Origin of the sequence: Paenibacillus sp. J2TS4 (genome assembly GCF_018403245.1) — a bacterium.
Lineage (GTDB): Bacteria > Bacillota > Bacilli > Paenibacillales > NBRC-103111 > Paenibacillus_L.
In genome coordinates this window covers 85,863-107,853 of sequence record NZ_BOSH01000019.1, presented here as the reverse complement: position 1 = coordinate 107,853, position 21,991 = coordinate 85,863, and the positions used below count along the sequence as shown (strand labels likewise).

The window sequence follows — 21,991 nt, the reverse complement described above, 5'->3', positions numbered from 1 at the left end:
GCTCGAACGGCAACGCGAGGCGAGAAGCGACGATGAGCGGCGAGGCACGGCGGGTACCGGCACTCGAGCGGCAACGCGAGGCGGGGGGCGACGATGGGCGGCGAGGCACGGCGGGTACCGACGCTTGAGCGGCAACGCGAGGCGAGAAGCGACGATGAGCGGCGAGGCACCGCGGGTACCGACGCTTGGGCACCGCGTCGGCCAACGACTGCAATAATGCAGTCGTTTGGACCGGAACCCGCTCTTTCCAAACCATCGCCTGCATTTCTGCAGTCAAATCTTTAAATTTATCTCTTTTTCAGGCTTAATGGAAAAATCTACTGCACATTTGCAGTAGATCTGTCAAAAAGAGAGCAAAAGCCATCCATCGACTGCACTTCTGCATTCCTTTATACATTTGAAAAGATCGGAAAATGTAACAATTACGTGCCTGAGTGCCCCTTAAACAGCAATAGGCGCTTTAATCCGGGGATGGGATTTATAATCTACTATTTCGAAATCTTCATAACGGTAATCAAAAATCGAATCGGGTTTTCGCTTAATCATCAGCTTGGGCAGCGGGTAAGGCTCGCGGGTCAGCTGCAGCTTAACTTGCTCAATATGATTGGAGTAGATATGTACGTCTCCTCCGGACCAAATTAATTCTCCCGGCTCAAGTCCGCATTGCTCCGCCATCATATGCGTCAGCAGAGCATAGCTGGCGATGTTGAAGGGAAGGCCCAAGAACGTATCGATGCTTCGCATATTGAACATACATGAAAGCTTGCCGTCCGCCACGTAGAACTGGAACGCATAATGACAGGGCGGTAAAGCCATCTCGTCGATTTCAGCCACATTCCAGGCATTGACCAGAAGACGGCGGGAGTCCGGGTTGCTCCGGATTTGCTCGATCACCCGGCTGATCTGATCTATACGGTTTCCATCCGGAGCCGGCCAGGAGCGCCATTGAGACCCATAAACCTGTCCCAGATCCCCATTGACATCCGCCCATTCATCCCAGATCGTCACCCCGTTCTCCTGCAGGTAACGAATATTCGTATCTCCGCTAAGAAACCATAGCAGTTCATGGATGATCGAGCGAAGATGGAGCTTTTTAGTAGTCACCAACGGAAAGCCCTCGGCCAGATCGAATCTGAGCTGCCGCCCAAAAACCGAAAGAGTCCCGGTTCCGGTCCGATCCTCTTTCTGAACACCATTCTCCAATACATCTTTTAATAAATCCAAGTAGCTTTTCATTGTGCACCTCACGCGTAGAATCATAAACTATAGATACGGCAAACTTATAAGACTCATTATAGCAGAGACGACCCTTGAAGCGGAACTTCACCTCCGCCAATGTCCCGTTCATTATAATTTGTAGTGGCTGTGAGAAAAGCTCTATCGGAATCCATCAAGGATGAGCGGCCGCGTTTAAAGGTTGTTTTTACCACACTAGAAAGAACTTAGTTTTAATTCAGCGGTCAACTCCAGCAATGAAGAGCCAACATTACCCAAAGACATAAAGGCTCTGTGATGATTTTCAAGCTGCGAAAGTTGATTTATAAAATCTATATATGTGGTAAAAAAAGGGCCGGCACCGTGAAGTGCAGGCCCAACTGTAATAGAGATGGCGAAGAGGTAGTACGAATCCTGCCCAGGAATCACATCATCTTGGCGACCGCATCCATTCCTTTCATTCCCGAATGAATGCCTAGCGTCTCTGCTTCCAAAGTAACGGACTCCAATGGCGCTTCCAATAATTCTTCCAGCGTTCGGACTCCGACCGCTCGGCCGGCGATGATTTTGCGATCCTTCAGCTTATCGTTCAACAGTTGGACATCCAAAGCGCCGCACATAATATAACCCTTATCGGTAGTTACGGCCAGCAAAGTGGTCTTCGGCAGCTTCACTTCAATCCCTAGAGCTGTCCGTCCGCCGATATCGATCGGTTTGACCTGCATCATATGGAGCATCCCCTTTCCCACACTGTCCCTATTAGCATATGAGGGGCAGGGACATCCGGTTATAGGCGGCTATCGGAATGAACTGGGCCATATAACGATTTTGTGACGGTCGCGCTCGGCTCCGCTCTGCACTAGCCACTCTGTGGCTGCCGTTTCCGCTACCGGCTGACCGTTCCATTGTTCAACCGCGATTTTCCTTTGACCGCTTTGGCGCAATATTCGGGAAAGCAAATCCGGGAGCAGGTCCCTCCATTCCGGCCAGGATTCCCTCGCTGCTGAATCCTCTGCGCCTTCTTCCTCCATCGTCCATATTTTCTTGCCGTAATGCTCCAGCCACAAAAGCCACCTGTCCCCGCACAGCACGATATAATTGCCCGGCTTGCGGGCAAATGACGCCTCGTTCCGATTCGGCCACGGCACCGTCGCCCCATAAGGATTGACAGGATCGGAGGCGGATAACAGAATAAGCTCCGAATCAGAGTAACGGACGCTGTTCAGGGACTCGGCTGTCTCTTTGAGAGCGAATTGCATGGCGCTGACTCCTTGCACGAACATTCCGCGAGTGACCATTCCCCATTCTTCGAGTCTGCGAAAAATGCCCGACATCGTCTCCCACGCAAACGGGGCATCCTTTGCCGTTTCCTTCGTCACCGCTCCATACCGCTTAAGCAGCAGATGGGCCCATTGTAACGCGGACTCTTCCCCTGCCGTGTTGGCCAATGGCGAGGCGCGGTTGTCCGGCTGCGCCCATTCATCCAATGCATACCAGCGTCCCAGACCGGATTGGAACTTGCCGGGTCGAGCGCTCTTCGCTTGCTTATAGCTGCGGACCGGTCCCAATTGGTCGTTGGATACGCGTCCCTCCCAAACCAGATCGATCAGCTTGTCCAGCAGAACGGACGGCACTTCTCCGGTTTCCCGGCTCAGAACGGTCAAGAAGCTGGCCCCTTTTGCCTGCAGCAGTTGGAGCAGCTCCGGATGAGCGCTATCCGCAGCGGGCGATCGCATAGCTTGCATAAAAGGCGAATACAACGGCTTGGCTTCCACTTTAAAGAAAGCTATGCGTCCCGCCTTTTCATTCTCTTCCTTAGCGCCCAGCCAAATCCATTCTCCGGAAGCGAGCAATAAGTCGAGCTCTTCCTTGCGGTAGGCCGTCAAGCGGGAAGGAAATACGATGCTTTCCCATTGGTCCAGCGGCAGAAAGACACCTTGCAGTTCCTCCAGCACTGTCCGCAATCCCTCCGATCCGCCCAGACGCTGACCGGCGGTCATCCGGTGACGTTCCACGAGATAACGACAGAATCGAGCGGAGGGCACCCTCTCGGAAGCTCTGCGAAAATCCCGAATCGATATGCGGATCATTCGGCGGGTTACCTGCGTGCTTGTAAAGAGTTCTTCCTTGCCTTCATGGGCAAATGGCGCAGGCTCCATCATCCCGCTCTCCTGCCAGCTTGCCAGCAGCTCCTTCGTCCGCTCGGGAGTTAAACCGTATCGGCTTTGCAGCTGTTCCGGGGTAAAAGACAGGCGATGATCAATATAGCGTTTATAGATAAAGGTAGCCGCTATCGAATCCTTTTCCCTCGTTTCATATAAATGCTGCTCATCCCGGCAAATCCAACGCTGCTCATCCCCGATTGTCCATGCCGTAACCCGTCCCGCCGCCGCCAGCTCCGGAAGCCATTCCGCCGCATGGCTTCCAGCCAGCCGGCTAAGCTCTTCCTCCGTCTGATCGCCCCGCTCTTTAAGCAGCCGATACAAGTCTTCGGGACCGTTCCATTCCAGCCCTTCTCCCCGTTCCAGCCGCTTCTTCTCCTGGCTCAACGCCTCCGGATGGATCATTCCTTTAAGACTGTCTTCTCCAAAATATTGAGCAGCCAATTCCTTGCTGACACTGGCCAGTTGAACCTGAAGATCCGGCTTCAAGGCGTCGGATTCATACAGCGACACCCCGACATAATCGAGCAAAAACTGGGCGGCAAAGGGAGAGGGAAATCGGGTCTGTTCCACCTTCCATTCCATTTCCCCTGTCCCGATTCGGGTCAGCACGTCTTTTAGGTTCTCCGTGTCCAGCGTGTCTTCCATACATTCCTTCACGGCCTCCCGTAAAAAAGGAAATCGGTCCGCATAAGGCAGCGCCTCCTCCAGCAATCCTTCGCTCCGCAACCGCTTCTTCCAGGCCGGAACACGACTGAACCCCTTGGAGAGCAGCAGAGAGGTCTCCGCTATGCGGCGAAAAGCAATTCCCAGCATAGGCGATCCGGGGAGGGATTCCAGCAGCAGCTGGTCCAGGGAAGCCGCATCCACCTGCCGCATCAGCGATAACCAGACCGGGTCCCATTCCGGGAAAATGAACTCGATGCCGTTATCCTTGGCATTCGCATAATAGGTTCGACGAACCGTTCCACTAAGCTTCGCTTGAATCGCCAGCTGCCAGGTCAAATTGAACCGGCGGCCTAACAGCGAATGAATAATGACGTGATGCTGGCGGGTATCATCGGTAAACTGCTCGACGATGATCCTTCGATCCGTAGGCAGCGGGCAGACCGCTTGCTGGCTCCGCACCCAGGACGTCAATTGCTCCGCCGCCCGCGCATCCAGCGCATATTCGTCCATCAGCCATTGCTGAGCCTGCTGCGCCGACCCTTCCGCTCTATCGCCCAGCTGGGCCATAAACTGTCCGATCCGCACTCCCAGCTCATAACTGCGGCCGAGCGCTTCCGCCCGCCAGAACGGAATCTCGCTGAAGCGGTTCTCCGCTTCCGTCACATAGACCCGGTCGTGCTTAATCGACCGGATGGACCAGGAATTCGTCCCCAGTTGGAAGACGTCGCCAGGCCGGCTCTCGAAGACGAATTCCTCATCCAATTCCCCGAGGTGCTGCCGGGTGTCCATATGGTACACCGGATAGCCGCTGCTGTGGGGAATGGTGCCTGCGCCCATGATGGCCGCCATGGGCGTATGAGCGCGGCGGCTGAGCCGGCCGGTATCGCGGTCCCAATCGAGCAGCGGGCGGGCGAATGGATAGAGCCCCGCCAGCACCTCGAGCAGACCGCGGAACCGGCCGCGCGGGAAGCCGCGGAAGCAGTCGCTGCGCGTGAGCGCGCGATAGAGCTGCCCCTCCTCCCAGTCGTCGACGGCGACCATCGCCGTCACCTGCTGGGAGAGGACATCGAGGGAATGCCGCGGAATGCGGATTTCCTCGATGTCCCGGGCAGCGATGAGCCGCGCCAGCACAGCGGCTTCCGGCAGCTCGCCGCGACTGCGCGCGAGGATGAAGCCGCGGCTGACATCGCCGACGGCGTGGCCCGCGCGGCCGATGCGCTGGATGCCGGCGGCGGCCTGCTTGGGGCTGTCGATCTGGATCACACGATCGACATGCCCCACATCGATGCCGAGCTCCAGCGACGACGTCGCGACGAGGCAGCGCAAGGCGCCTTCCTTCAGCAGCCGCTCGACCTCGAGCCGCTTCTCGCGCGATACGCTGCCGTGGTGGGAACGCGCCGCCTCATAGCCGAAGTGCTCGTTCAGCCGCAGCGTCAGCCGCTCGCACAGCCGCCGGTTGTTGACGAAGAGGAGCGCCGTTCTGCAATCGTCCATCAGCTGCACGATTCGTTCCACGATGGAGAGCCAGAACAGCTCCTTCTCTCGTGACGGCGCCGGCCGGTCCGGCATCGTGACGAGCAGCTCGTAGCGCTTCTCCATCTCGCTTTGCACGATGACGACGCTACGCGGCTGCATAGTGCGGCTTTCCCACGGCATGGGATTGTTCCCATCCGCAGCATTCTCCTCGCACGCTGCCCCAGCCTCTCCGGCTGCGCCCTCCGTAATGCCTTCTCCCTTCACGCAAGCTGCCGTTGACTCGTTGACCGCCTTCTTCTCATCCGCTGCTTTCTTCAAGCTTGCTGGCTTATTCTCGCCTGCTGCGTTTTCCTCGCCGGAGCCGGCTTCCTCCCAGCCCCCCAGGAAACGGGCGACCCGCTCCAGCGGCTTCTGAGTGGCGGAGACGCCGATCCGCTGAAACGATCGGCCGCACCATTCCACCAGCCGCTCCAGCGTAAGGGTCAGATGAACCCCTCTTTTATCCGCGGCCAGGCTGTGAATTTCGTCGACGATTACTTTTTCTACCGTCTTCAATATTTCCCTCGCCTTCGGTGAGGTCATCATAAGATAAAAGGATTCAGGTGTCGTAACCAGCAAATCCGGCGGATGACGCAGCATGGATGTGCGGGTGCTCTGCGAAGTATCCCCGGTTCTGACGCCGATTTTTAAATCCGGCCATGCCTCTCCGAGCTCAAGTGAGTACTGCTTCAACTGCTCGACAAACCGGAACAAATGATGGTGAATATCGTTGTTGAGCGCCTTAAGCGGAGTAATGTACAATACCCTGACCCCGGGCTCCGCCTTCGCCGGCCGCTCTTTGCTTTGGACAAGCGAATCCAGGCAAGGCAGCAGCGCGGCCAAAGTTTTGCCTGATCCAGTAGGGGAAGCAATAAGCGTGTGACAGCCTGCAGCCACCCCTTTCCATGCTTTACGCTGCACCTCTGTCGGTTCTCCAAAGGATTGCCGAAACCACCCCGCCAATACCGGGTGAAACGAAGCTAAGGCATCCATCTTTACAGCCATCTCCTTCCATGCACGAAATGATACAGTCCATATTTTGTGAATTTACGTATAGTTCTATTGTTATGTAAGCTGGCCGAGGCGCGAAAAGAGCCGCTTTTCCCAAGTTGCCATGGAAAAACGGCCCTGTTCCGAATTCACTCACTTCATTTTAATAGCAGAAATCGCCACTAGCGCCCACCCGACGATAAATAACACCCCGCCAATGGGAGTGATCATCCCCAAGGCAGTTATCCCCGTCATGCTTAAGACATATAAGCTTCCCGAGAAAATAAGAATACCACAGAAAATAAGCCTGCCGGCCCACAGCAGCTGTCTGGATTGGGGCATCCTCATGGATAGCGCAGCAATAACGAGCAGCCCAAGGGCGTGATACATATGATATTTGACCCCGGTCTCAAAAATACTCAGCATTTTGTCATCTAAAGTGGCTTCTAATCCATGAGCGCCGAAAGCGCCCAAAGCAACAGCCAGCAGAGCACAGACGCTGCCAAGAATGATGAACTGCTTATGCATGGTTTGCCTCCTCGCATGGAACCTTTGTCAGCATCATATCATAATTTTTTTACGAATGCTCGTGACTTGAGCCATGAGTTGTTGACAGGTGGTTAGAGTTTCAATTATCCTTGATTTCGATTAATATGGTAATAATATAAGATATGGTACGAAATAGGGGGTACACAAATGGAAAATTTCAATGAACACGAATCGGAGCGTCCTCGGGATTCGGGGTATGCCCGAAATGAATTTATCGCTCCCGAGAAACATTCGGGACCGGGAATCGCTTCTTTTATCGTGTCGCTTCTGGCCGGGATAGGTTACATCGTTTTGATTATTTTAAGCACGGCTGTTCTGGCCAACAAGCTGGCGGCCCTGCCGGACTTAACTATAGAAAATATCGAACAGCTTCAGCAAACGCCGGAGCTCGTTACCGTGATTCTTTTTGTCGGTTTAGGAATGCTCGGAGCTTTTGTCACTTCGTTGATTGCGCTTGTGCTGGGCATTATCGGTTTGCTGCAAAAAAACCGCAAAAAAGCGTTTGCCATTACCGGGACCATTCTAAGCGGCATTATGGTTGGCATTCCGCTCCTCTTCTTCCTTCTTTCCATGGGAATGGGAAGGATTTAGATACTCCCCGGGCATTAAGGGATGAAAGACGCTTTTCCGTTTCCTTTCTTTTTGCTTATTATAAGAGGTCTTTTCCGCTTCCGCGCGGAGAGGCCTTTTTCTAATTCCTTGACTAAATAAAATCCCTGCCGGGATGCGTGTCCCAGGTCCATCCAGAGTAAGATAAGATATTCCCATGGAACGAAAGGTTTCTTCCTCATGCGACTGAAGAATAATCACCGGGTTCCGTTCCCCCAACGGTCGAGTAACCCGCAGAACGGTTGCTCTTACAACAACCCCTCTCAAATAGACGCCTTTGCAAGGCTGCCTGCTTATTTATCTGCTTCTTCCTTTTGAAATAGGCGCATTCCATACATGGTTTTTCAAAAATTGAATATATTTGAATAACACCCGGGAAACACGATCATTCTTAATAGTTTATTGACTAAGTCCGCTAGTATTCCGAAAGAATTGTCAAGGAGGTGCCTGCATGTCCGAAAAGCCTTTATTTATCGTTTCTAGAGAAGATTGGTCGCTGCACCGTAAAGGATATCAGGATCAAACCCGCCATCAGAGGAAGGTCAAGGAAGCAATTAAGCAAAATCTTCCCGACCTCGTCACCGAGGAGAGCATTATTTTGTCGGACGGCAAGCAAATCGTAAAAGTTCCCATCCGCAGCCTGGATGAATACCGTTTTCGATATAACTACAATAAGTCGAAACATGTTGGGCAAGGAGATGGGGACAGCCGGGTCGGCGACATCCTCGGCACCGATCCGGCGGAAGGCCGGGCGGGCCAAGGAAGTGGAGCCGGGGATCAGGCCGGTGAAGACTATTATGAAGCGGATGTGACGATGGAGGAATTGGAGACCCTGCTGTTCGAGGAGCTGGAGCTGCCCCATCTGCAAGAAAAGCAGAAGGATCTGATGAAAGCCTCCGATATCGTCTTTAACGATGTGCGCAAAAAAGGAATCATGTCCAATATCGATAAAAAACGGACGATTCTTGAAAATTTAAAACGCAATGCGAATGCCGGGAAGCCGGGAATCTTCGGAATTTCTCCCGACGATCTGCGCTTCAAAACGTGGGAGGAGGTAGAGAAGCCCCATTCCAACGCCGTCATCATTGCTATGATGGACACCAGCGGCTCGATGGGCAGCTTCGAAAAATACGTCGCCCGCAGCTTTTTTTTCTGGATGACCCGCTTTTTGCGGTCTAAATATGAGCAGGTCGAGATGGTCTTCATCGCCCATCATACGGAAGCGAAGGAGGTAACCGAGCACGAGTTCTTCACGAAGGGAGAGAGCGGCGGCACGATTTGCTCTTCCGCTTACCAGAAGTGCCTGGAAATTATCGATAGCCGGTACCCGGAGGCTTATTACAATTTGTATCCGTTTCATTTCTCCGACGGCGATAACTTAACGTCCGATAATGCCAAATGCCTGGAATTGATCGGCAGAATCATTCAGCGCGCGAACATGTTCGGCTATGGCGAGGTCAATCAATATAACCGCAGCAGTACTCTTATGTCCGCTTTCCGGCAGCTCCAAAATGAGAAGTTCCAGTACTCGATCATCCGAGAAAAAGGGGAAGTCTACAAGGCGCTCAAGGCGTTTTTTGGGAAAAAGGAAACGGGGTGACGATGATGACCTCTGACGATCTGAAGCAGTTGGAGCGGAGCATTGATGAAATAACAGAGATCGCCCAAGGCTTTGGGCTCGATTTTTATCCGATGCGTTACGAAATTTGTCCAGCAGACATCATCTATACGTTCGGTGCTTATGGGATGCCGACCCGGTTCAGTCACTGGAGCTTCGGCAAAACCTTCCATAAAATGAAGATGCAATATGATTTCGGCCTAAGCAAAATCTATGAGCTTGTCATCAATTCTAATCCTTGCTACGCTTTCCTGCTGGAAGGCAACTCCCTCATCCAAAATAAGCTGATCGTCGCCCATGTGCTGGCCCATTGTGATTTTTTCAAAAATAACGTTCGTTTCTCAAGAACCAACCGGAATATGGTGGAGAGCATGTCGGCCTCGGCTGAAAGAATCCGTTTATATGAAATCGAGCACGGCAGCAAGAAGGTCGAAGCCTTCCTCGACGCAGTGCTGGCTATTCAAGAGCATGTCGATCCCAGTCTTGTCTATCGCTACAAACAGGCCTCCAGGCAGCGCGAGAATAAAGAGAAGAAGGAGGAGAAGTCCCAGGCCCTCTCCTCTCCTTACGATGATTTATGGTCGCTGGACAATAGGCAAGAAGAGGCAGCGGAACCCGAAGAGCCTAGAAAGTTTCCTCCGTCCCCCGAGAAGGATCTGCTCTGGTTTATCCAGCAGTATGCTCCCGAGCTGGAGGATTGGCAGCGGGATATCCTGACGATTATGCGGGACGAGATGCTTTATTTCTGGCCGCAAATGGAAACGAAGATCATGAACGAGGGCTGGGCCTCCTACTGGCACATTCGGATTCTTCGCGAAATGGATTTAACCTCCGAAGAGACGATTGAATTCGCCAAGCTTAATTCCGCCGTCGTACAGCCGTCCAGACACAGCTTGAATCCATACTATCTAGGGCTCAAAATATTCGAAGATATCGAGAAGCGGTGGGATAAGCCTTCACCCGAAGAAATCGAGCTTTACGGCCGAGTAGCGGGTGAAGGGCGAAATAAACTATTTGAGGTCCGTGAGTTTGATTCCGATACTTCTTTCATCCGAAGCTATTTAACGAAGGATCTCGTAGAGGAACTGGATCTGTATTTATTCGAGAAAAAGGGAAGCGAGTGGAGAATAACCGATAAAACTTGGGAGTCCATTCGCGATCAACTTGTTTATTCAAGAATTAACGGAGGATTTCCTTATCTCGTAGTAGACAATGGAAACTATTTGAAGAATGGAGAGCTTTATTTGAAGCATCAATTCGAAGGGATTGAGCTGGATTTGAAATACGTGGAGAAAACATTACCTTACGTCCAGCAGCTATGGGGTAAAACGACTCATCTGGAAACCGTGGTCGAAGACAAACAGGTGCTGTTCACCTTTGACGGCAAAAAACATACGCGCCGATTTTTATAGACATCTTCGCTTATTGTGTTATTGCTTCCTATGGTTTGCCAGGTCGTATGGAAGACCGGACCCAACCTGATTGCAGGGGGATGTCCGGTCTCCTTGTATTCCTTAATGACGCACGGGAATATATTAATCCTCCCTGGTCAATTTTGATAGAATCAGCCATAACGGTTCTTCGCCTGCCGATTGCTTTTTCAACCATTTTCTGATACACTCAGTATCGCAAAACCTTTTTATTTCAAAAATAACCTGATACGATATGTATCATCTATTTATTTTTTTTAGATTTTTCCGATATAAGTATCAAATTGATACGTTTTGTTTACAAATATGGAGAGGCAAGGAATAAAATCTCCCATAGAATGGGTGGTGAATAATATGGATTACGGTAGTCGAATTTACGCTCTTCGCACGTCGAAAGGCTTGACTCAGGAACAGTTAGCCAAGTCTCTGGAAATTTCCAGGGCCTCTCTCGCTCATTACGAACAAAACCGTCGCGAGCCGGATTCGACCATGCTGACCAAAATAGCAAACTACTTTGACGTATCCGTCGACTACATTATAGGAAGGACGAACAACCCTCATACTGTTCTCGATAACGACGTCAGGGAGTTTGTCGACCAATTGGAGCTCTCCGATGAAGAGATCATCGCGAAATTCAAGCTTAAAGTGGATGGCATCGAATTAACCGCTGAAGAAGCTAAAAGATTCGTCGCCTTTGTTCGCGCGGAACGCTCCATGTAGACGTCATTTCCCGCTGTTTCAGCTGATGCGAATTGGCGGGAACCCCACTCTATCTTCCTTGACCGAAATTCAGCCCATCATTATTCGCAGCTTCCGAACCAGAATTCCCCACATTTTCACTAATCCAAGCAGCAAACTTGGCCGGATCGATGTTCAATTGCGTTATAATATGATATACATCCAGTTCAATCTGATTCTTTGTCTTCTCTTCATTTTGGCTCAAGGATAAGCAACTCCCCGCGAAATAAATCTATTATTTTACATATATGGGATAATAACTAAACTCTATGATACATTTCGTATCTTGTCAAACGCTTTTTTTAGATTTATTTGTCACTTTGTTTCGCAATGTGTCAAAAACTTCTCCAATTTCCCATTTTTTTTTGAACCATCCTTTTTTTCCGTTCAAATTTAGGTCCTTTGGGTAAATTTAAATGATGTCTAAAGTTCAACACTTTTTGTTAAAAAGTGTATTTAGTTGCATATTGTGGTTTGTATTGCATATTGTAGCATACTTTTTCTTTTCGGAAGATATGAAAAAATAAAAAAATAATGTATCCCAAGGCGGCTGCTGTCCATTTTATATCGGATGATTTTTTTGTGAATCTCTTTCAGCCTCCCCTCCAAACGGCTTAAGACGTCAATGGAAATTCACAAATTTACAATTGACAGATCTAGGCTATTGGTATAAATTGATTGTAATTGATACAAATCGTATCAGCAAAGTAACGATTCGTATCGTTAATTTTTCATTGATGAGGGGTCGATCAATCAATGATTTTATTGGGTAAAACAGTGTTGATTACCGGTGGCACCGGGTCCTTCGGCAGAACCTTCATCCGCAACGTGTTGAGCTGCGGAATTAAGAAGGCCATCGTATTCAGCCGTGATGAATTGAAGCAGTTTGAGATGATGCAGGAGTTTAACGATCCCAGGGTACGGTTTTTTATCGGTGATGTTCGTGATAAGGATAGGCTTCGACAGGCATTCGACGGAGTGGATATAGTTATCCACGCTGCAGCACTCAAACAAGTTGGATCTTGTGAATACAATCCGTTCGAGGCCGTTAAGACCAATATCATGGGAGCGCAAAATGTGATCGAAGCGGCAATCGATCGCAATGTCAGCCGCGTAATTGCATTGAGTACGGATAAAGCGGCCAGTCCGGTTAATTTATACGGAGCTACCAAGCTCGCTTCCGACAAGCTCTTTGTAGCCGGGAATTCGTATACCGGCGGCAAGGAAACCCGCTTCGCTGTTGTCCGATACGGCAATGTGGTGGGCAGCCGCGGCAGTGTCATCCCTCATTTTCTCAAAATGAAGCCGACCGGCATCCTGCCGATAACGGACGAACGCATGACGAGGTTTTGGATTACGCTGGAGCAAGGAACTCAGTTCGTCCTGGACTGCCTGCCCCGAATGCGAGGCGGCGAAATTTTCGTCCCCAAAATTCCTAGTGTGCGCATCGTTGATTTGGCTGAGGCCATCGCTCCGGAATGCCAGTTGAATTTCATCGGAATTCGTCCGGGAGAGAAGCTTCACGAAGCCATGATTACAGAAGACGACTCTCGCCGCACCGTCGAATTCGATAGCTATTACGTTATTCAGCCCGAATTCCCATGGTGGCAGCATGAAGGAGAACAGGAGGCCGAAGGGTCACCGCTTCCCGAATCATTCAGCTATATGAGTAATACAAATAACGATTGGCTATCTGTGGATGAAATCCGAGCTGAGCTTGGACTCGGTTTGGGGGCCCTTCATGCCAACGTCTAATCCGGCCCCTCCCGAACGGGAACAGTTGCTGCCCTATGCAAGACATTGGATTGACGATGACGACATTGCGGCCGTCGTACAGGTTTTGCGAAGTGACTATTTAACATGCGGGCCCGCCGTAGAGCAATTCGAGCGTAAAATCGCCGAGTATGTTGATGCTGCCTATGCAGTCTCCTTCTCCAATGGAACCGCGGCACTGCACGCAGCATGTCACGCAGCCGGAATCGGCCTCGCGGATCAAGTCATCACAACGCCTATGACATTCGCGGCTAGCGCCAACTGCATTCTATATCAAGGCGGTATTCCGGTATTCGCCGATATTGACGAGCGAACGTACAATCTCGATCCGGAATCCGTTGAACGGGAAATAACCGAGGATACGAAAGCGATTATCCCTGTTGATTTTACCGGTCAGCCGGCCGATCTTGATTCGATTCTGGAGTTGGCCCGCAAGCGCGGGATCATCGTCATAGAAGATGCCGCTCATGCGCTCGGCGCAGAATATAAAGGGCAAAAAGTAGGCGGCATCAGTGATATGACGATGTTCAGCTTTCACCCGGCCAAACTGATTACCTCTGGAGAAGGCGGCGTCATTACAACTAATAACAAGACGTATTACGAGCGGCTGCTGCAGTTCCGGACTCATGGAATAACAAGAGATGCGTCTTCCTGGAATAAAGCTGGCAGCCGTTGGTACTATGAAATGCAGTTTCTAGGCTACAACTACCGGCTCTCCGACCTGCAAGCGGCTCTAGCTATCAGTCAAATGGATAAGCTTGAGAACTTCATCGCTCGTAGAAAGCACATTGCCTCCAAGTATAATGAAGCCTTTGCGGAATGTCCGCAGCTGCAGCTCCCCTACCAAGCTCAAGCTGGAGTCTCCAGCTGGCATCTATACATCATTCAGCTGCGGCTGGAGCAATTGTCGGGGACCAGGGACGACATCTATGAAGCACTCCTTCATGAAAACATTGGGGTGAATGTCCACTATATTCCAGTCTACCTTCATCCGCATTACCAGAAATTGGGTTACCCTGAACGAATTTGCCCAAAGGCAGAACGAATTTACGAACGGATGATTACTCTGCCTTTGTTCCCAGCCATGTCTGAGCAGGATGTGGACGATGTCATCCGAAGCGTCCGCAGAATTATGGAACGGTATTCCATTTGAAGAAAAGGAGGGGGATTCTGCTGAAGGTAGTCGCTATCATTCAGGCCCGGATCAATTCTTCCAGACTTCCCGGTAAAGTACTGATGAAGGTGATGGATAAACCATTGCTTGAATATCAGGTGGAAAGATTACAAAGGGCTGTTTCGCTAGATGACATCGTTATTGCTACGACCACAGGCTCTCAGGACGATGCTATCGCGGATTGGGCCAAGAAGCTGTCTATCCCATGCTTTCGCGGGCCGGAGCAGGATGTATTGGCCAGATATTCCATGACCGCCGACAGGTATCAAGCCGATGCCATCGTTCGCCTGACGGCGGATTGCCCATTGCTTGACCCGCAAATCGTAGATAAGGTTGTTGAATCTTATGTTCTGTACAGTCCGCCGTATGACTACTTTTCGAACATATATGAAAGAACGTACCCTAGAGGAATGGACACCGAAATTTTTTCTGCCGAAGCGTTAAAGATGGCCCATAACGAAGCGGTGCGGCCTTACGACCGAGAGCATGTAACTCCGTATTTATATAATCATCCCGACCGCTTCAAAATTGGAGGAATGATTCATCATACGGATGAAAGCCGATATCGGTTAACGGTCGATACGCCCGAAGACTTTCAACTGATTTCGCGGATCATCGAGACCTTGTATCCGCTCGATCCGCATTTTACATTGGACACCATCCTTGAGCTACTCCGGACTCATCCCGATTGGGTGAGGATCAACGCTCATATTGAACAGGTGCAAGCACTGTGATTATGCTGGTTTTTTTATAAATCCGGTGAAAACCAACGAGGATGATAGCACAAGGAGGTAAACAAGGTGGAACACAATGATCGACAACAACGGATGAGGCAATGGATGGAGCAATACTACATGCTAAACCGGGTTCCTGTAAGCGAAGAGATGGGAAGGTTCACCCGGAGTTTGGCCCAGCAATTGGGCGCGAAGCTGCATACTATCCCTTCGGGTACAGAATGCCTGAGCTGGATCATTCCGGACAAATGGACGGTTAAGGAAGCTTATATCGAAACTCTCGATGGACACAGAATTGCCGATTTTCATTGGCACCCTCTATATCTCCAAGCTTATTCCGCTTCCTTCTCCGGCATCGTCCCTCGCGAGCAATTGCTCCAGCATATTTCGGTTCATCCCCATTCTGATGACAAGTTAATCTATGAAAGCCGGTGGCAGTATCGCCCAGGACCCAAAACAGAATGGGGGTTCAGTCTGACCCGGAATACGGTTAACGATCTGTCCGAAGAAGAATATCGGGTCCATATTGATGTCGAATTCAGCAAGGGGACGCTGGATATCGTCGATTGGACCCTGCCTGGAGCGACTTCGGATACCGTATTGCTTGCCGCCCATACCTGTCATCCGGGGCAGGTGAATGACGGTATCGCTTGCATTGCCGTTCTGGTGGAGCTCTTCCGTTCATTGCAGCGGCAAACCAACCGTCATTTTACATACCGCTTGATTCTCGGCCCGGAATATTTCGCGGCCGCCGGGTTGCTTCATTACGGAACTGGAATAGAGCAGATCCGATACGCCGTCTATTTGGATATGCCCGGTCATAACCAACCGCTCTCTTTTTCCAGATCCTTCAGCGGGAACAGCTATATCGATGCCGCCACCCGCAACGTACTTAAATCTTATGAGCCGGGATATTCGGAAGCCCCTTACCGGGGACTGTACGGAAACGATGAAATGTTTTACGACGGGCCGGATTTCGAAATTCCGACCGTAGGGATCAGCCGCTATGATTACGAGCACTATCATACAGATGAGGATAACTTGGAGCATTGCGATTTCGCAAAATTGGAGCAAACGGTCGTCCGTTTACAGCAGATAATAGATGTGCTGGAGACGGATTGTATCCCGACACGCCATTATAAAGGCCCGCTCCAATTAAGCAGATATCATCTTTACATCGATCCGAAACAGAATCCGAAAGGCTATCAAAGCTTGCAAGCGGCACAAATTCTAATGGATGGGCAGCGTTCTTGTCTGGAATTAGCCGAAGCGTTAGATATCGATTACCGGTTCGTCCGCTCCTTTGCAGATCAGCTTCAGACCCAAGGGCTTGCTTCCATTCGTCCCGCCGTTTCCCCCGTCCGCGTCCTCACTCGGGAGGACGGTGCCCGACAGGAAACGATTCGATAAGAAAGTTCCCGTTTCAAGTCTTGGCATCCTTCGTGATCAAAAAGGGACTTTTGAACAACCTCTATATACTCGGCACTAAAGATTTCAAAGCTCATGAAGTGGAGAAAGAAAGATGCTTCCAGGGCGAGTTTTGGCTTTGTATTCCTACTATCCGAAGGCCTATTCAATAAATAAGGAATACAAAACAAGATGTTTGAAGCTTCGGAGGCACTTTCCTTCGAAACGGAATGATCGCTTTCTTTAGTGCCACATATATAAGTGTAAGGAGTCGTTAGCTTGAACCTATCCATAACTATCGTCTCTGCTGCGAACAGCTGGATGAATACTCACATTCCCCGCCTCATTGAACAAATGAAAGGGTCGGGAAATCAAACTGGATGGATTCACGACGTGAACTCCCTGCCCCATGGTGATTTGGCCTTTTACTTAAGCTGCGAGCAAATCGTATCAGCCAAGCTGAGAGAACGTAATCGTCACAATCTCGTCGTCCATGCCAGTGATTTGCCTCGCGGCAGGGGCTGGTCGCCGCTGAGCTGGAAAATCGTTAACGGGGAAAATTCCGTGCCGATCGTGCTGTTCGAGGCCGCTGATCAAGTGGACAGCGGTGACATTTATTTGCGCGATACGATCGAGTACACCGGCTTCGAGCTCCTTGGCGAATTACGCGAAGCCTTGGCTGAAGCGTCCATCCGACTGTGCTTGTCATTTATCGAGCAGTATCCGGCCATCGTTCATCTTGCGAGTAAGCAGCACGGCGAGGCCACTTATTATCCGAAAAGAACGGCCCGAGACAGCAGACTGGATCCCGATCGAACTATCCGGGAACAATTCAACCTGATGCGCATAGCGGATAATGAGAAATATCCTTGCTATTTTGAATTAGGGGGATGCCAATACATCCTGTCCATTGTCAAAAAATCCGGCGACCCGGTGAAAGGAGAGCAGAAATGAAAGAAATCCGCTTAGGCCATCGGCTTGCTGGAGTTAACCAGCCTCCGTTTATCATTGCGGAAATGTCGGCCAACCATAATCAATCGTTGGATAGAGCCTTGGCTTTGGTGGATGAGGCCGCGGACAGCGGAGCCCATGCTCTGAAGCTGCAAACCTACACTCCCGATCTGATGACGCTGGACTTGGCGGAAGGAGATTTCCTCATTCAGAATAAAGACAGCTTATGGAAGAATCAATCGCTCTATCAGCTCTACAGCCAAGCCTATACTCCGTGGGAATGGCACCAGCCGATATTCGAACGCTGTCGGGAACGTGGGATCCTGCCGTTCAGTACACCTTTCCATCCGGCTGCAGTCGACTTCCTCGAACGATTGGATATTCCTTTCTACAAAATCGCTTCATTCGAAAATAATGACAAACGGCTCCTTCAGACAGTTGCTGCCACTGGGAAGCCTGTCATTGTCTCGACCGGACTTTCCACGCTTGCCGGATTGGCGGAAACCGTGGAATGGCTTAGAGCGGCAGGCTGCCAAGAGCTGATCCTGCTGAAATGCACCAGCACTTATCCGGCTTCCCCTGAGCAGAGCAACCTGCTGACCCTGCCGCATATGAAGCAACTGTTTCAATGCGAAGTCGGACTGTCCGATCATACTCAAGGGATCGGGGTTGCGCTGGCAAGCGTTGCATTAGGCGCTTCCGTCATAGAGAAGCATTTTACTCTGTCCCGTTCCGATGGCGGAGTAGATGCCGCCTTCTCGCTGGAACCCGCTGAAATGAAGGCACTTGTGCTCGAAAGCGAAAGGGCTTGGAAAGCGTTAGGCCGAGTTCAATACGGCATAGAGGAACGGGAGAGCTCCTCTCTCGTCTTTAAACGTTCTCTCTATGTCAGTCGGGATATGCTGCCGGGAGAATCGTTCGACGATACTAATTTGCGCAGCATACGACCTGGCTATGGATTACCCCCCAAATATTATGATGTCTTTATCGGGAAATCCGTGTCCAAAGAAATCAAGGCGGGAACGCGAATAAGCTGGGATCTGTTGGATCATTGAGAATACATAGACTATACAATTTGAACTAAAGAATATATAGATCATGTAGTGGAGAAAGAAAGATGCTTCCAGGGCGAGTTTTGGCTTTGTATTCCTACCATCCGAAGGCCCATCCCATAAATAAGGAATGATCGGTTGATCGGGGTCCCCGCAAAGTACCTGGAAATGCTTCGAAGCTCATCTTCACTCTTTGGGGAAGGAGTATGATGTTTGAAGCTTCGGAGGCACTTTCCTTCGGAACGGAATGATCCCTTTCTTTAGTGACACTTATATAGTTAAAAAAACGGGAAGTTGCGAATCGGAGATGGTCGTATTATGAAGGTTCTATTTTTTGCCAACCATTATAAAACTATAGTTTTTCATAAAATAGCAGCAAAGCTTATCCAAGCTGGTCATCGGGTTTACTGGATTTCCCCCAGCCACGAATGGGCTGAATGGCTCGTGCGAAACGGAGTAGAGCGTCATACGTTGCTAGACTTGACAGACTATGGAGAAGAATGGGTGGCCAAGAGCAAACAGGAGCTGTCCGAGGAAGACCGAAGCTTTATTGCCGCTCACGAAGGGCAAGACCTGCTGCTCTCCAACATGATCTTAATGGACCGTGGGCTGGTCAACAAAAAACCATCGTATGCACGCGCATTTCTGGCGGTTTGCGGCAAAAGGATCAAGCAGTTTTTACTGGACCATGGAATCCAGACTGTGTTCTCAGAGCGAACCTGGGCAACGGAATTGTTGACGGTAAAGCTATGCGAGAAGCTGGCCATTGCCAATTTTCATCCGCAAGTCATCCGAATTCCTGATGGAAGATTCAGCTTTTTTAATACTTATACCGAAAAAAACTTCGAGTGGATTCGTAAGCCAAGCAGTGAGGATATCCGGCAGGCAGAGCAATTCCTCGATTATTTCTTGGAAGCCAGTCCCAAGCCAAGATATTTTCATCTCAACAATATTGTTCCCCGGATCAGAGCCCGCTGGCCCATCGCGTTCTTCCAAAGATTAATCCGGGAAAGACGATACCGATATCGCTATGATTCGGCACTGCCTACGACATTCGAGTTGGTTGGCCATAAATTCAACGAATTATTCAATACATGGTCTATCCGAATGAAAGACCCATTCATGATGCCCCATCCAGAGACCCGTCCGACCAGACCTTATGTTCTTTACGCTATCCATAAGCAGCCGGAAGCTTCCATAGACGTACTGGGAGGAGCTTGCTCTAATCAACTCGATATCATTCGGGCGATGGCGCGAAGCACACCCTCCACTCATGATCTGTACGTAAAAGAGCATTCCAACAATATTGGAAATAATTCCATGCGCTTTTATAAACAACTGCTATCCATTCCCGGGGTCAAGTTAATTTCCCCGTTTGCAGACAGTCATTCCCTGTTCAAGAGAGCGGATCTGGTGGTCACGGTATCGGGGACGATCGCTTACGAAGCGGGCTTGTTTGGAGTTCCCGCCGTTTCTGTGGCCAGCATGTTCTTCAGCCCCTTGCTGGTCGACGGGAATTTCAATCCGTATTCGGACAGTATCGCGGAGCTCCTGCGCAATCAACGGCCGTCTCTCCCAAGCCATGCCGACAAAGTGAGCTTTATCGCCCGGCTGCTCGCCAATTCGTTCGAGGGAACCATGAGCTGTCCTATCGAGGATCATACGTGTGTCAAACATGACAACATTGACCTTCTGGCCCGTGGATTCTTCACTTTGCTGGACGTCATTGAGCAAAAACAACCGAGTGCCGAAACCCGGCCGCTGCCATTGGTTGACCATTCGCTTGCAGCCCCTCCTCTTCGAGTTACCGTATAGCGGACTGAAGAGACAAGGAAGTGGCAGCTAAAATCAAAGGACTATCGGTTGACAACCGGGGTCCCCGAAAAGTACCTGGAATTGCTTCGGAGCCCATCTTCACTTTTTGGGGAAGGAGTATGATGTTTGAAGCTTCGGAGGCACTTTCCCTCGGAACGGAATGATCCCTTTCTTTAGTACCAATTATATAGTCCGACAAGGACGGATGTAGACGAAAAGGAGTGCGGAAAGACTATGATAATGGACTTGTTCGATCGATTGTTTCCGATTCACCGGAGCATTACCGGCAATGGGGTACGGGAATCGTTGGCAATTCTTAACGAAATAGTCCCTATAGAACAAAAAGAGTATCCTTCAGGAATGGAGTGCTACGACTGGACCGTCCCCAAGGAATGGAACGTTCGAGAAGCTTTTATCCGTAATAAATGGGGAGATACAATTGTAGATATTCGTGACAATAATCTTCACCTGGTCTCCTACAGCACTCCATTCCACGGAAGGGTAAGCCGGGAAGAACTGCTTTCGCGAATTTACACTCTGCCCGAAATGCCTGACGCTATTCCTTATGTTACTTCCTATTATAAGGAACATTGGGGATTCTGCCTGGAGCACAACCGGCTGAAGCAGTTGGTCGATGATCAATATGAGGTGGTTATCGATTCGACGCTGGAGGACGGGCATATGACGATTGGAGAAGGGGTAGTATCGGGAAGCGTCGGGCAGGAAATTTTGTTCTCCACTTATATTTGCCACCCCTCGATGGCTAATAACGAGCTGTCCGGTCCTATCGTCCAGACGATGATCTATAAATATTTAAGAGAAAGAGGAAATTTAAAATATAACTATCGATTTTTATACCTCCCCGAAACGATCGGTTCCGTCCTGTATCTGAGTCAGTACGGGGAGCCGTTGAAGGAGAAGCTGGCTGCCGGCTACGTCATTACCTGTGTCGGACACGGCTCCTCCTTCACTTATAAGAAGAGCAAAAGAGGACATACGCTTGCCGATCGCGCCGCCATTCACGTTCTCCAGCATTCGGGCAAGCCCCATCGAATCATTGAGTGGTCCCCTTTCGGCAGCGACGAAAGACAATATGGCAGCCAAGCCTTCCAGCTGCCTGTAGGCAGCCTGATGAGGACGATGTATGGCGATTACAAAGAGTACCACACCTCGCTGGACAATCGCGATTTAATATCCGAGGAGGCTTTGCAGGAGACCGTCCAGATGTATATCGATATTATTGAAACGCTCGAGGCCAACGAAACCTATCAAAGCACACATATTCATTGTGAGCCTAAGCTGGATAAAAGAGGGCTGTATCCGTCAACCGGCGGAACCCGTTCGGAGAAGGAGCGTAAACAAGTGTCCATGATTATGCATCTGCTGGCCTATAGCGATGGAGAGCATGATCTGATCGCTATAGGAGATAAATTCAATACGATGGGCAAGGACTTAGCCGAAGCGGCAGCTTTGTTGGTCGGGGAAGGCTTGTTAGTCCCCATAAGCGCGGTGAATTAAGTGTGCGGAGGTTAACCTACCCTATCTTTTTGTGCCAGACACCATTAACTCTTCTAGCTACGCGCCTATACG

General features: G+C 50.3%; 17 protein-coding genes. 12 read left to right on the top strand and 5 right to left on the bottom strand.

What is annotated here, in order from left to right:
- Positions 1 to 441 precede the first annotated feature (441 nt).
- From thyA to KJS69_RS26775, 4 genes are all read right to left on the bottom strand, one after another.
- Positions 442 to 1,236 (bottom strand): thymidylate synthase, encoded by a 795-nt coding sequence (gene thyA / locus KJS69_RS26790; RefSeq protein WP_213586891.1) that lies wholly within the window; start codon positions 1,234 to 1,236, stop codon positions 442 to 444.
- A gap of 404 nt (positions 1,237 to 1,640) precedes the next feature.
- The gene (locus tag KJS69_RS26785) at positions 1,641 to 1,943 is read right to left on the bottom strand and encodes a YunC family protein (protein WP_213586889.1); all 303 of its coding nucleotides are present in this window, start codon (positions 1,941 to 1,943) and stop codon (positions 1,641 to 1,643) included.
- Positions 1,944 to 2,012: 69 nt separating this feature from the next.
- Positions 2,013 to 6,554, bottom strand: a complete 4,542-nt coding sequence (locus tag KJS69_RS26780; RefSeq protein ID WP_249730727.1) for a DEAD/DEAH box helicase — start codon at positions 6,552 to 6,554, stop codon at positions 2,013 to 2,015.
- Positions 6,555 to 6,704: 150 nt separating this feature from the next.
- Positions 6,705 to 7,079, bottom strand: a complete 375-nt coding sequence (locus KJS69_RS26775) for a DUF423 domain-containing protein (protein ID WP_213586885.1) — start codon at positions 7,077 to 7,079, stop codon at positions 6,705 to 6,707.
- A gap of 168 nt (positions 7,080 to 7,247) precedes the next feature.
- Here KJS69_RS26775 and KJS69_RS26770 point away from each other — a divergent pair, with 168 nt between their 5' ends.
- The 4 genes from KJS69_RS26770 to KJS69_RS26755 all read left to right on the top strand — a co-directional run bounded on the left by KJS69_RS26770 (position 7,248) and on the right by KJS69_RS26755 (position 11,477).
- Positions 7,248 to 7,691, top strand: a complete 444-nt coding sequence (locus tag KJS69_RS26770; protein ID WP_213586883.1) for a hypothetical protein — start codon at positions 7,248 to 7,250, stop codon at positions 7,689 to 7,691.
- Positions 7,692 to 8,160: 469 nt separating this feature from the next.
- Positions 8,161 to 9,309 (top strand): sporulation protein YhbH, encoded by a 1,149-nt coding sequence (gene yhbH / locus KJS69_RS26765; protein ID WP_213586881.1) that lies wholly within the window; start codon positions 8,161 to 8,163, stop codon positions 9,307 to 9,309.
- 5 nt (positions 9,310 to 9,314) lie between these two features.
- On the top strand, positions 9,315 to 10,739 hold the full coding sequence (locus KJS69_RS26760; protein ID WP_213586905.1) for a SpoVR family protein: 1,425 nt from the start codon (positions 9,315 to 9,317) through the stop codon (positions 10,737 to 10,739).
- A gap of 372 nt (positions 10,740 to 11,111) precedes the next feature.
- The gene (locus KJS69_RS26755) at positions 11,112 to 11,477 is read left to right on the top strand and encodes a helix-turn-helix domain-containing protein (protein WP_213586879.1); all 366 of its coding nucleotides are present in this window, start codon (positions 11,112 to 11,114) and stop codon (positions 11,475 to 11,477) included.
- Between the two features lie 49 nt (positions 11,478 to 11,526).
- On the opposite strand, the gene KJS69_RS26750 is transcribed toward KJS69_RS26755, so the two are convergent.
- Positions 11,527 to 11,700, bottom strand: coding sequence for a hypothetical protein (locus tag KJS69_RS26750; protein ID WP_213586877.1), 174 nt, complete (start codon positions 11,698 to 11,700; stop codon positions 11,527 to 11,529).
- 551 nt (positions 11,701 to 12,251) lie between these two features.
- Between KJS69_RS26750 and pseB the strand changes: the two genes are divergently transcribed.
- The 8 genes from pseB (at position 12,252) to KJS69_RS26710 (ending at position 21,919) form a co-directional block, all read left to right on the top strand.
- Entirely contained in the window at positions 12,252 to 13,250 is a 999-nt protein-coding gene (gene pseB, locus KJS69_RS26745) for a UDP-N-acetylglucosamine 4,6-dehydratase (inverting) (RefSeq protein ID WP_213586875.1), read from the top strand.
- The gene (pseC, locus tag KJS69_RS26740; RefSeq protein ID WP_213586873.1) at positions 13,237 to 14,421 is read left to right on the top strand and encodes a UDP-4-amino-4,6-dideoxy-N-acetyl-beta-L-altrosamine transaminase; all 1,185 of its coding nucleotides are present in this window, start codon (positions 13,237 to 13,239) and stop codon (positions 14,419 to 14,421) included. Before pseB ends, pseC begins: the two co-directional genes overlap by 14 nt.
- A gap of 20 nt (positions 14,422 to 14,441) precedes the next feature.
- Entirely contained in the window at positions 14,442 to 15,176 is a 735-nt protein-coding gene (locus KJS69_RS26735; RefSeq protein ID WP_213586903.1) for a cytidylyltransferase domain-containing protein, read from the top strand.
- A 66-nt stretch (positions 15,177 to 15,242) separates the two neighbouring features.
- Positions 15,243 to 16,586, top strand: coding sequence for a DUF4910 domain-containing protein (locus KJS69_RS26730; RefSeq protein WP_213586871.1), 1,344 nt, complete (start codon positions 15,243 to 15,245; stop codon positions 16,584 to 16,586).
- 276 nt (positions 16,587 to 16,862) lie between these two features.
- Positions 16,863 to 17,537, top strand: coding sequence for a formyltransferase family protein (locus KJS69_RS26725; protein ID WP_213586870.1), 675 nt, complete (start codon positions 16,863 to 16,865; stop codon positions 17,535 to 17,537).
- Positions 17,534 to 18,589, top strand: coding sequence for a pseudaminic acid synthase (gene pseI / locus KJS69_RS26720; RefSeq protein WP_213586868.1), 1,056 nt, complete (start codon positions 17,534 to 17,536; stop codon positions 18,587 to 18,589). The genes KJS69_RS26725 and pseI overlap by 4 nt, the downstream gene beginning before the upstream one ends.
- A gap of 315 nt (positions 18,590 to 18,904) precedes the next feature.
- Complete coding sequence (locus KJS69_RS26715) at positions 18,905 to 20,401, top strand: hypothetical protein (protein WP_213586866.1); 1,497 nt, start codon at positions 18,905 to 18,907, stop codon at positions 20,399 to 20,401.
- A gap of 234 nt (positions 20,402 to 20,635) precedes the next feature.
- Positions 20,636 to 21,919: a DUF4910 domain-containing protein gene (locus KJS69_RS26710; RefSeq protein ID WP_213586865.1), complete on the top strand. Its 1,284-nt coding sequence runs from the start codon at positions 20,636 to 20,638 to the stop codon at positions 21,917 to 21,919.
- Positions 21,920 to 21,991 lie beyond the last annotated feature (72 nt).

What these genes read in the sequence shown, in the direction of transcription:
- thyA (WP_213586891.1), bottom strand. Translation starts at nt 1,236, where the DNA reads ATGAAAAGCTACTTGGATTTATTAAAAGATGTATTGGAGAATGGTGTT.
- KJS69_RS26785 (WP_213586889.1), bottom strand. Translation starts at nt 1,943, where the DNA reads ATGATGCAGGTCAAACCGATCGATATCGGCGGACGGACAGCTCTAGGG.
- KJS69_RS26780 (WP_249730727.1), bottom strand. Translation starts at nt 6,554, where the DNA reads ATGGATGCCTTAGCTTCGTTTCACCCGGTATTGGCGGGGTGGTTTCGG.
- KJS69_RS26775 (WP_213586885.1), bottom strand. Translation starts at nt 7,079, where the DNA reads ATGCATAAGCAGTTCATCATTCTTGGCAGCGTCTGTGCTCTGCTGGCT.
- KJS69_RS26770 (WP_213586883.1), top strand. Translation starts at nt 7,248, where the DNA reads ATGGAAAATTTCAATGAACACGAATCGGAGCGTCCTCGGGATTCGGGG.
- yhbH (WP_213586881.1), top strand. Translation starts at nt 8,161, where the DNA reads ATGTCCGAAAAGCCTTTATTTATCGTTTCTAGAGAAGATTGGTCGCTG.
- KJS69_RS26760 (WP_213586905.1), top strand. Translation starts at nt 9,315, where the DNA reads ATGACCTCTGACGATCTGAAGCAGTTGGAGCGGAGCATTGATGAAATA.
- KJS69_RS26755 (WP_213586879.1), top strand. Translation starts at nt 11,112, where the DNA reads ATGGATTACGGTAGTCGAATTTACGCTCTTCGCACGTCGAAAGGCTTG.
- pseB (WP_213586875.1), top strand. Translation starts at nt 12,252, where the DNA reads ATGATTTTATTGGGTAAAACAGTGTTGATTACCGGTGGCACCGGGTCC.
- pseC (WP_213586873.1), top strand. Translation starts at nt 13,237, where the DNA reads ATGCCAACGTCTAATCCGGCCCCTCCCGAACGGGAACAGTTGCTGCCC.
- pseI (WP_213586868.1), top strand. Translation starts at nt 17,534, where the DNA reads ATGAAAGAAATCCGCTTAGGCCATCGGCTTGCTGGAGTTAACCAGCCT.
- KJS69_RS26715 (WP_213586866.1), top strand. Translation starts at nt 18,905, where the DNA reads ATGAAGGTTCTATTTTTTGCCAACCATTATAAAACTATAGTTTTTCAT.
- KJS69_RS26710 (WP_213586865.1), top strand. Translation starts at nt 20,636, where the DNA reads ATGATAATGGACTTGTTCGATCGATTGTTTCCGATTCACCGGAGCATT.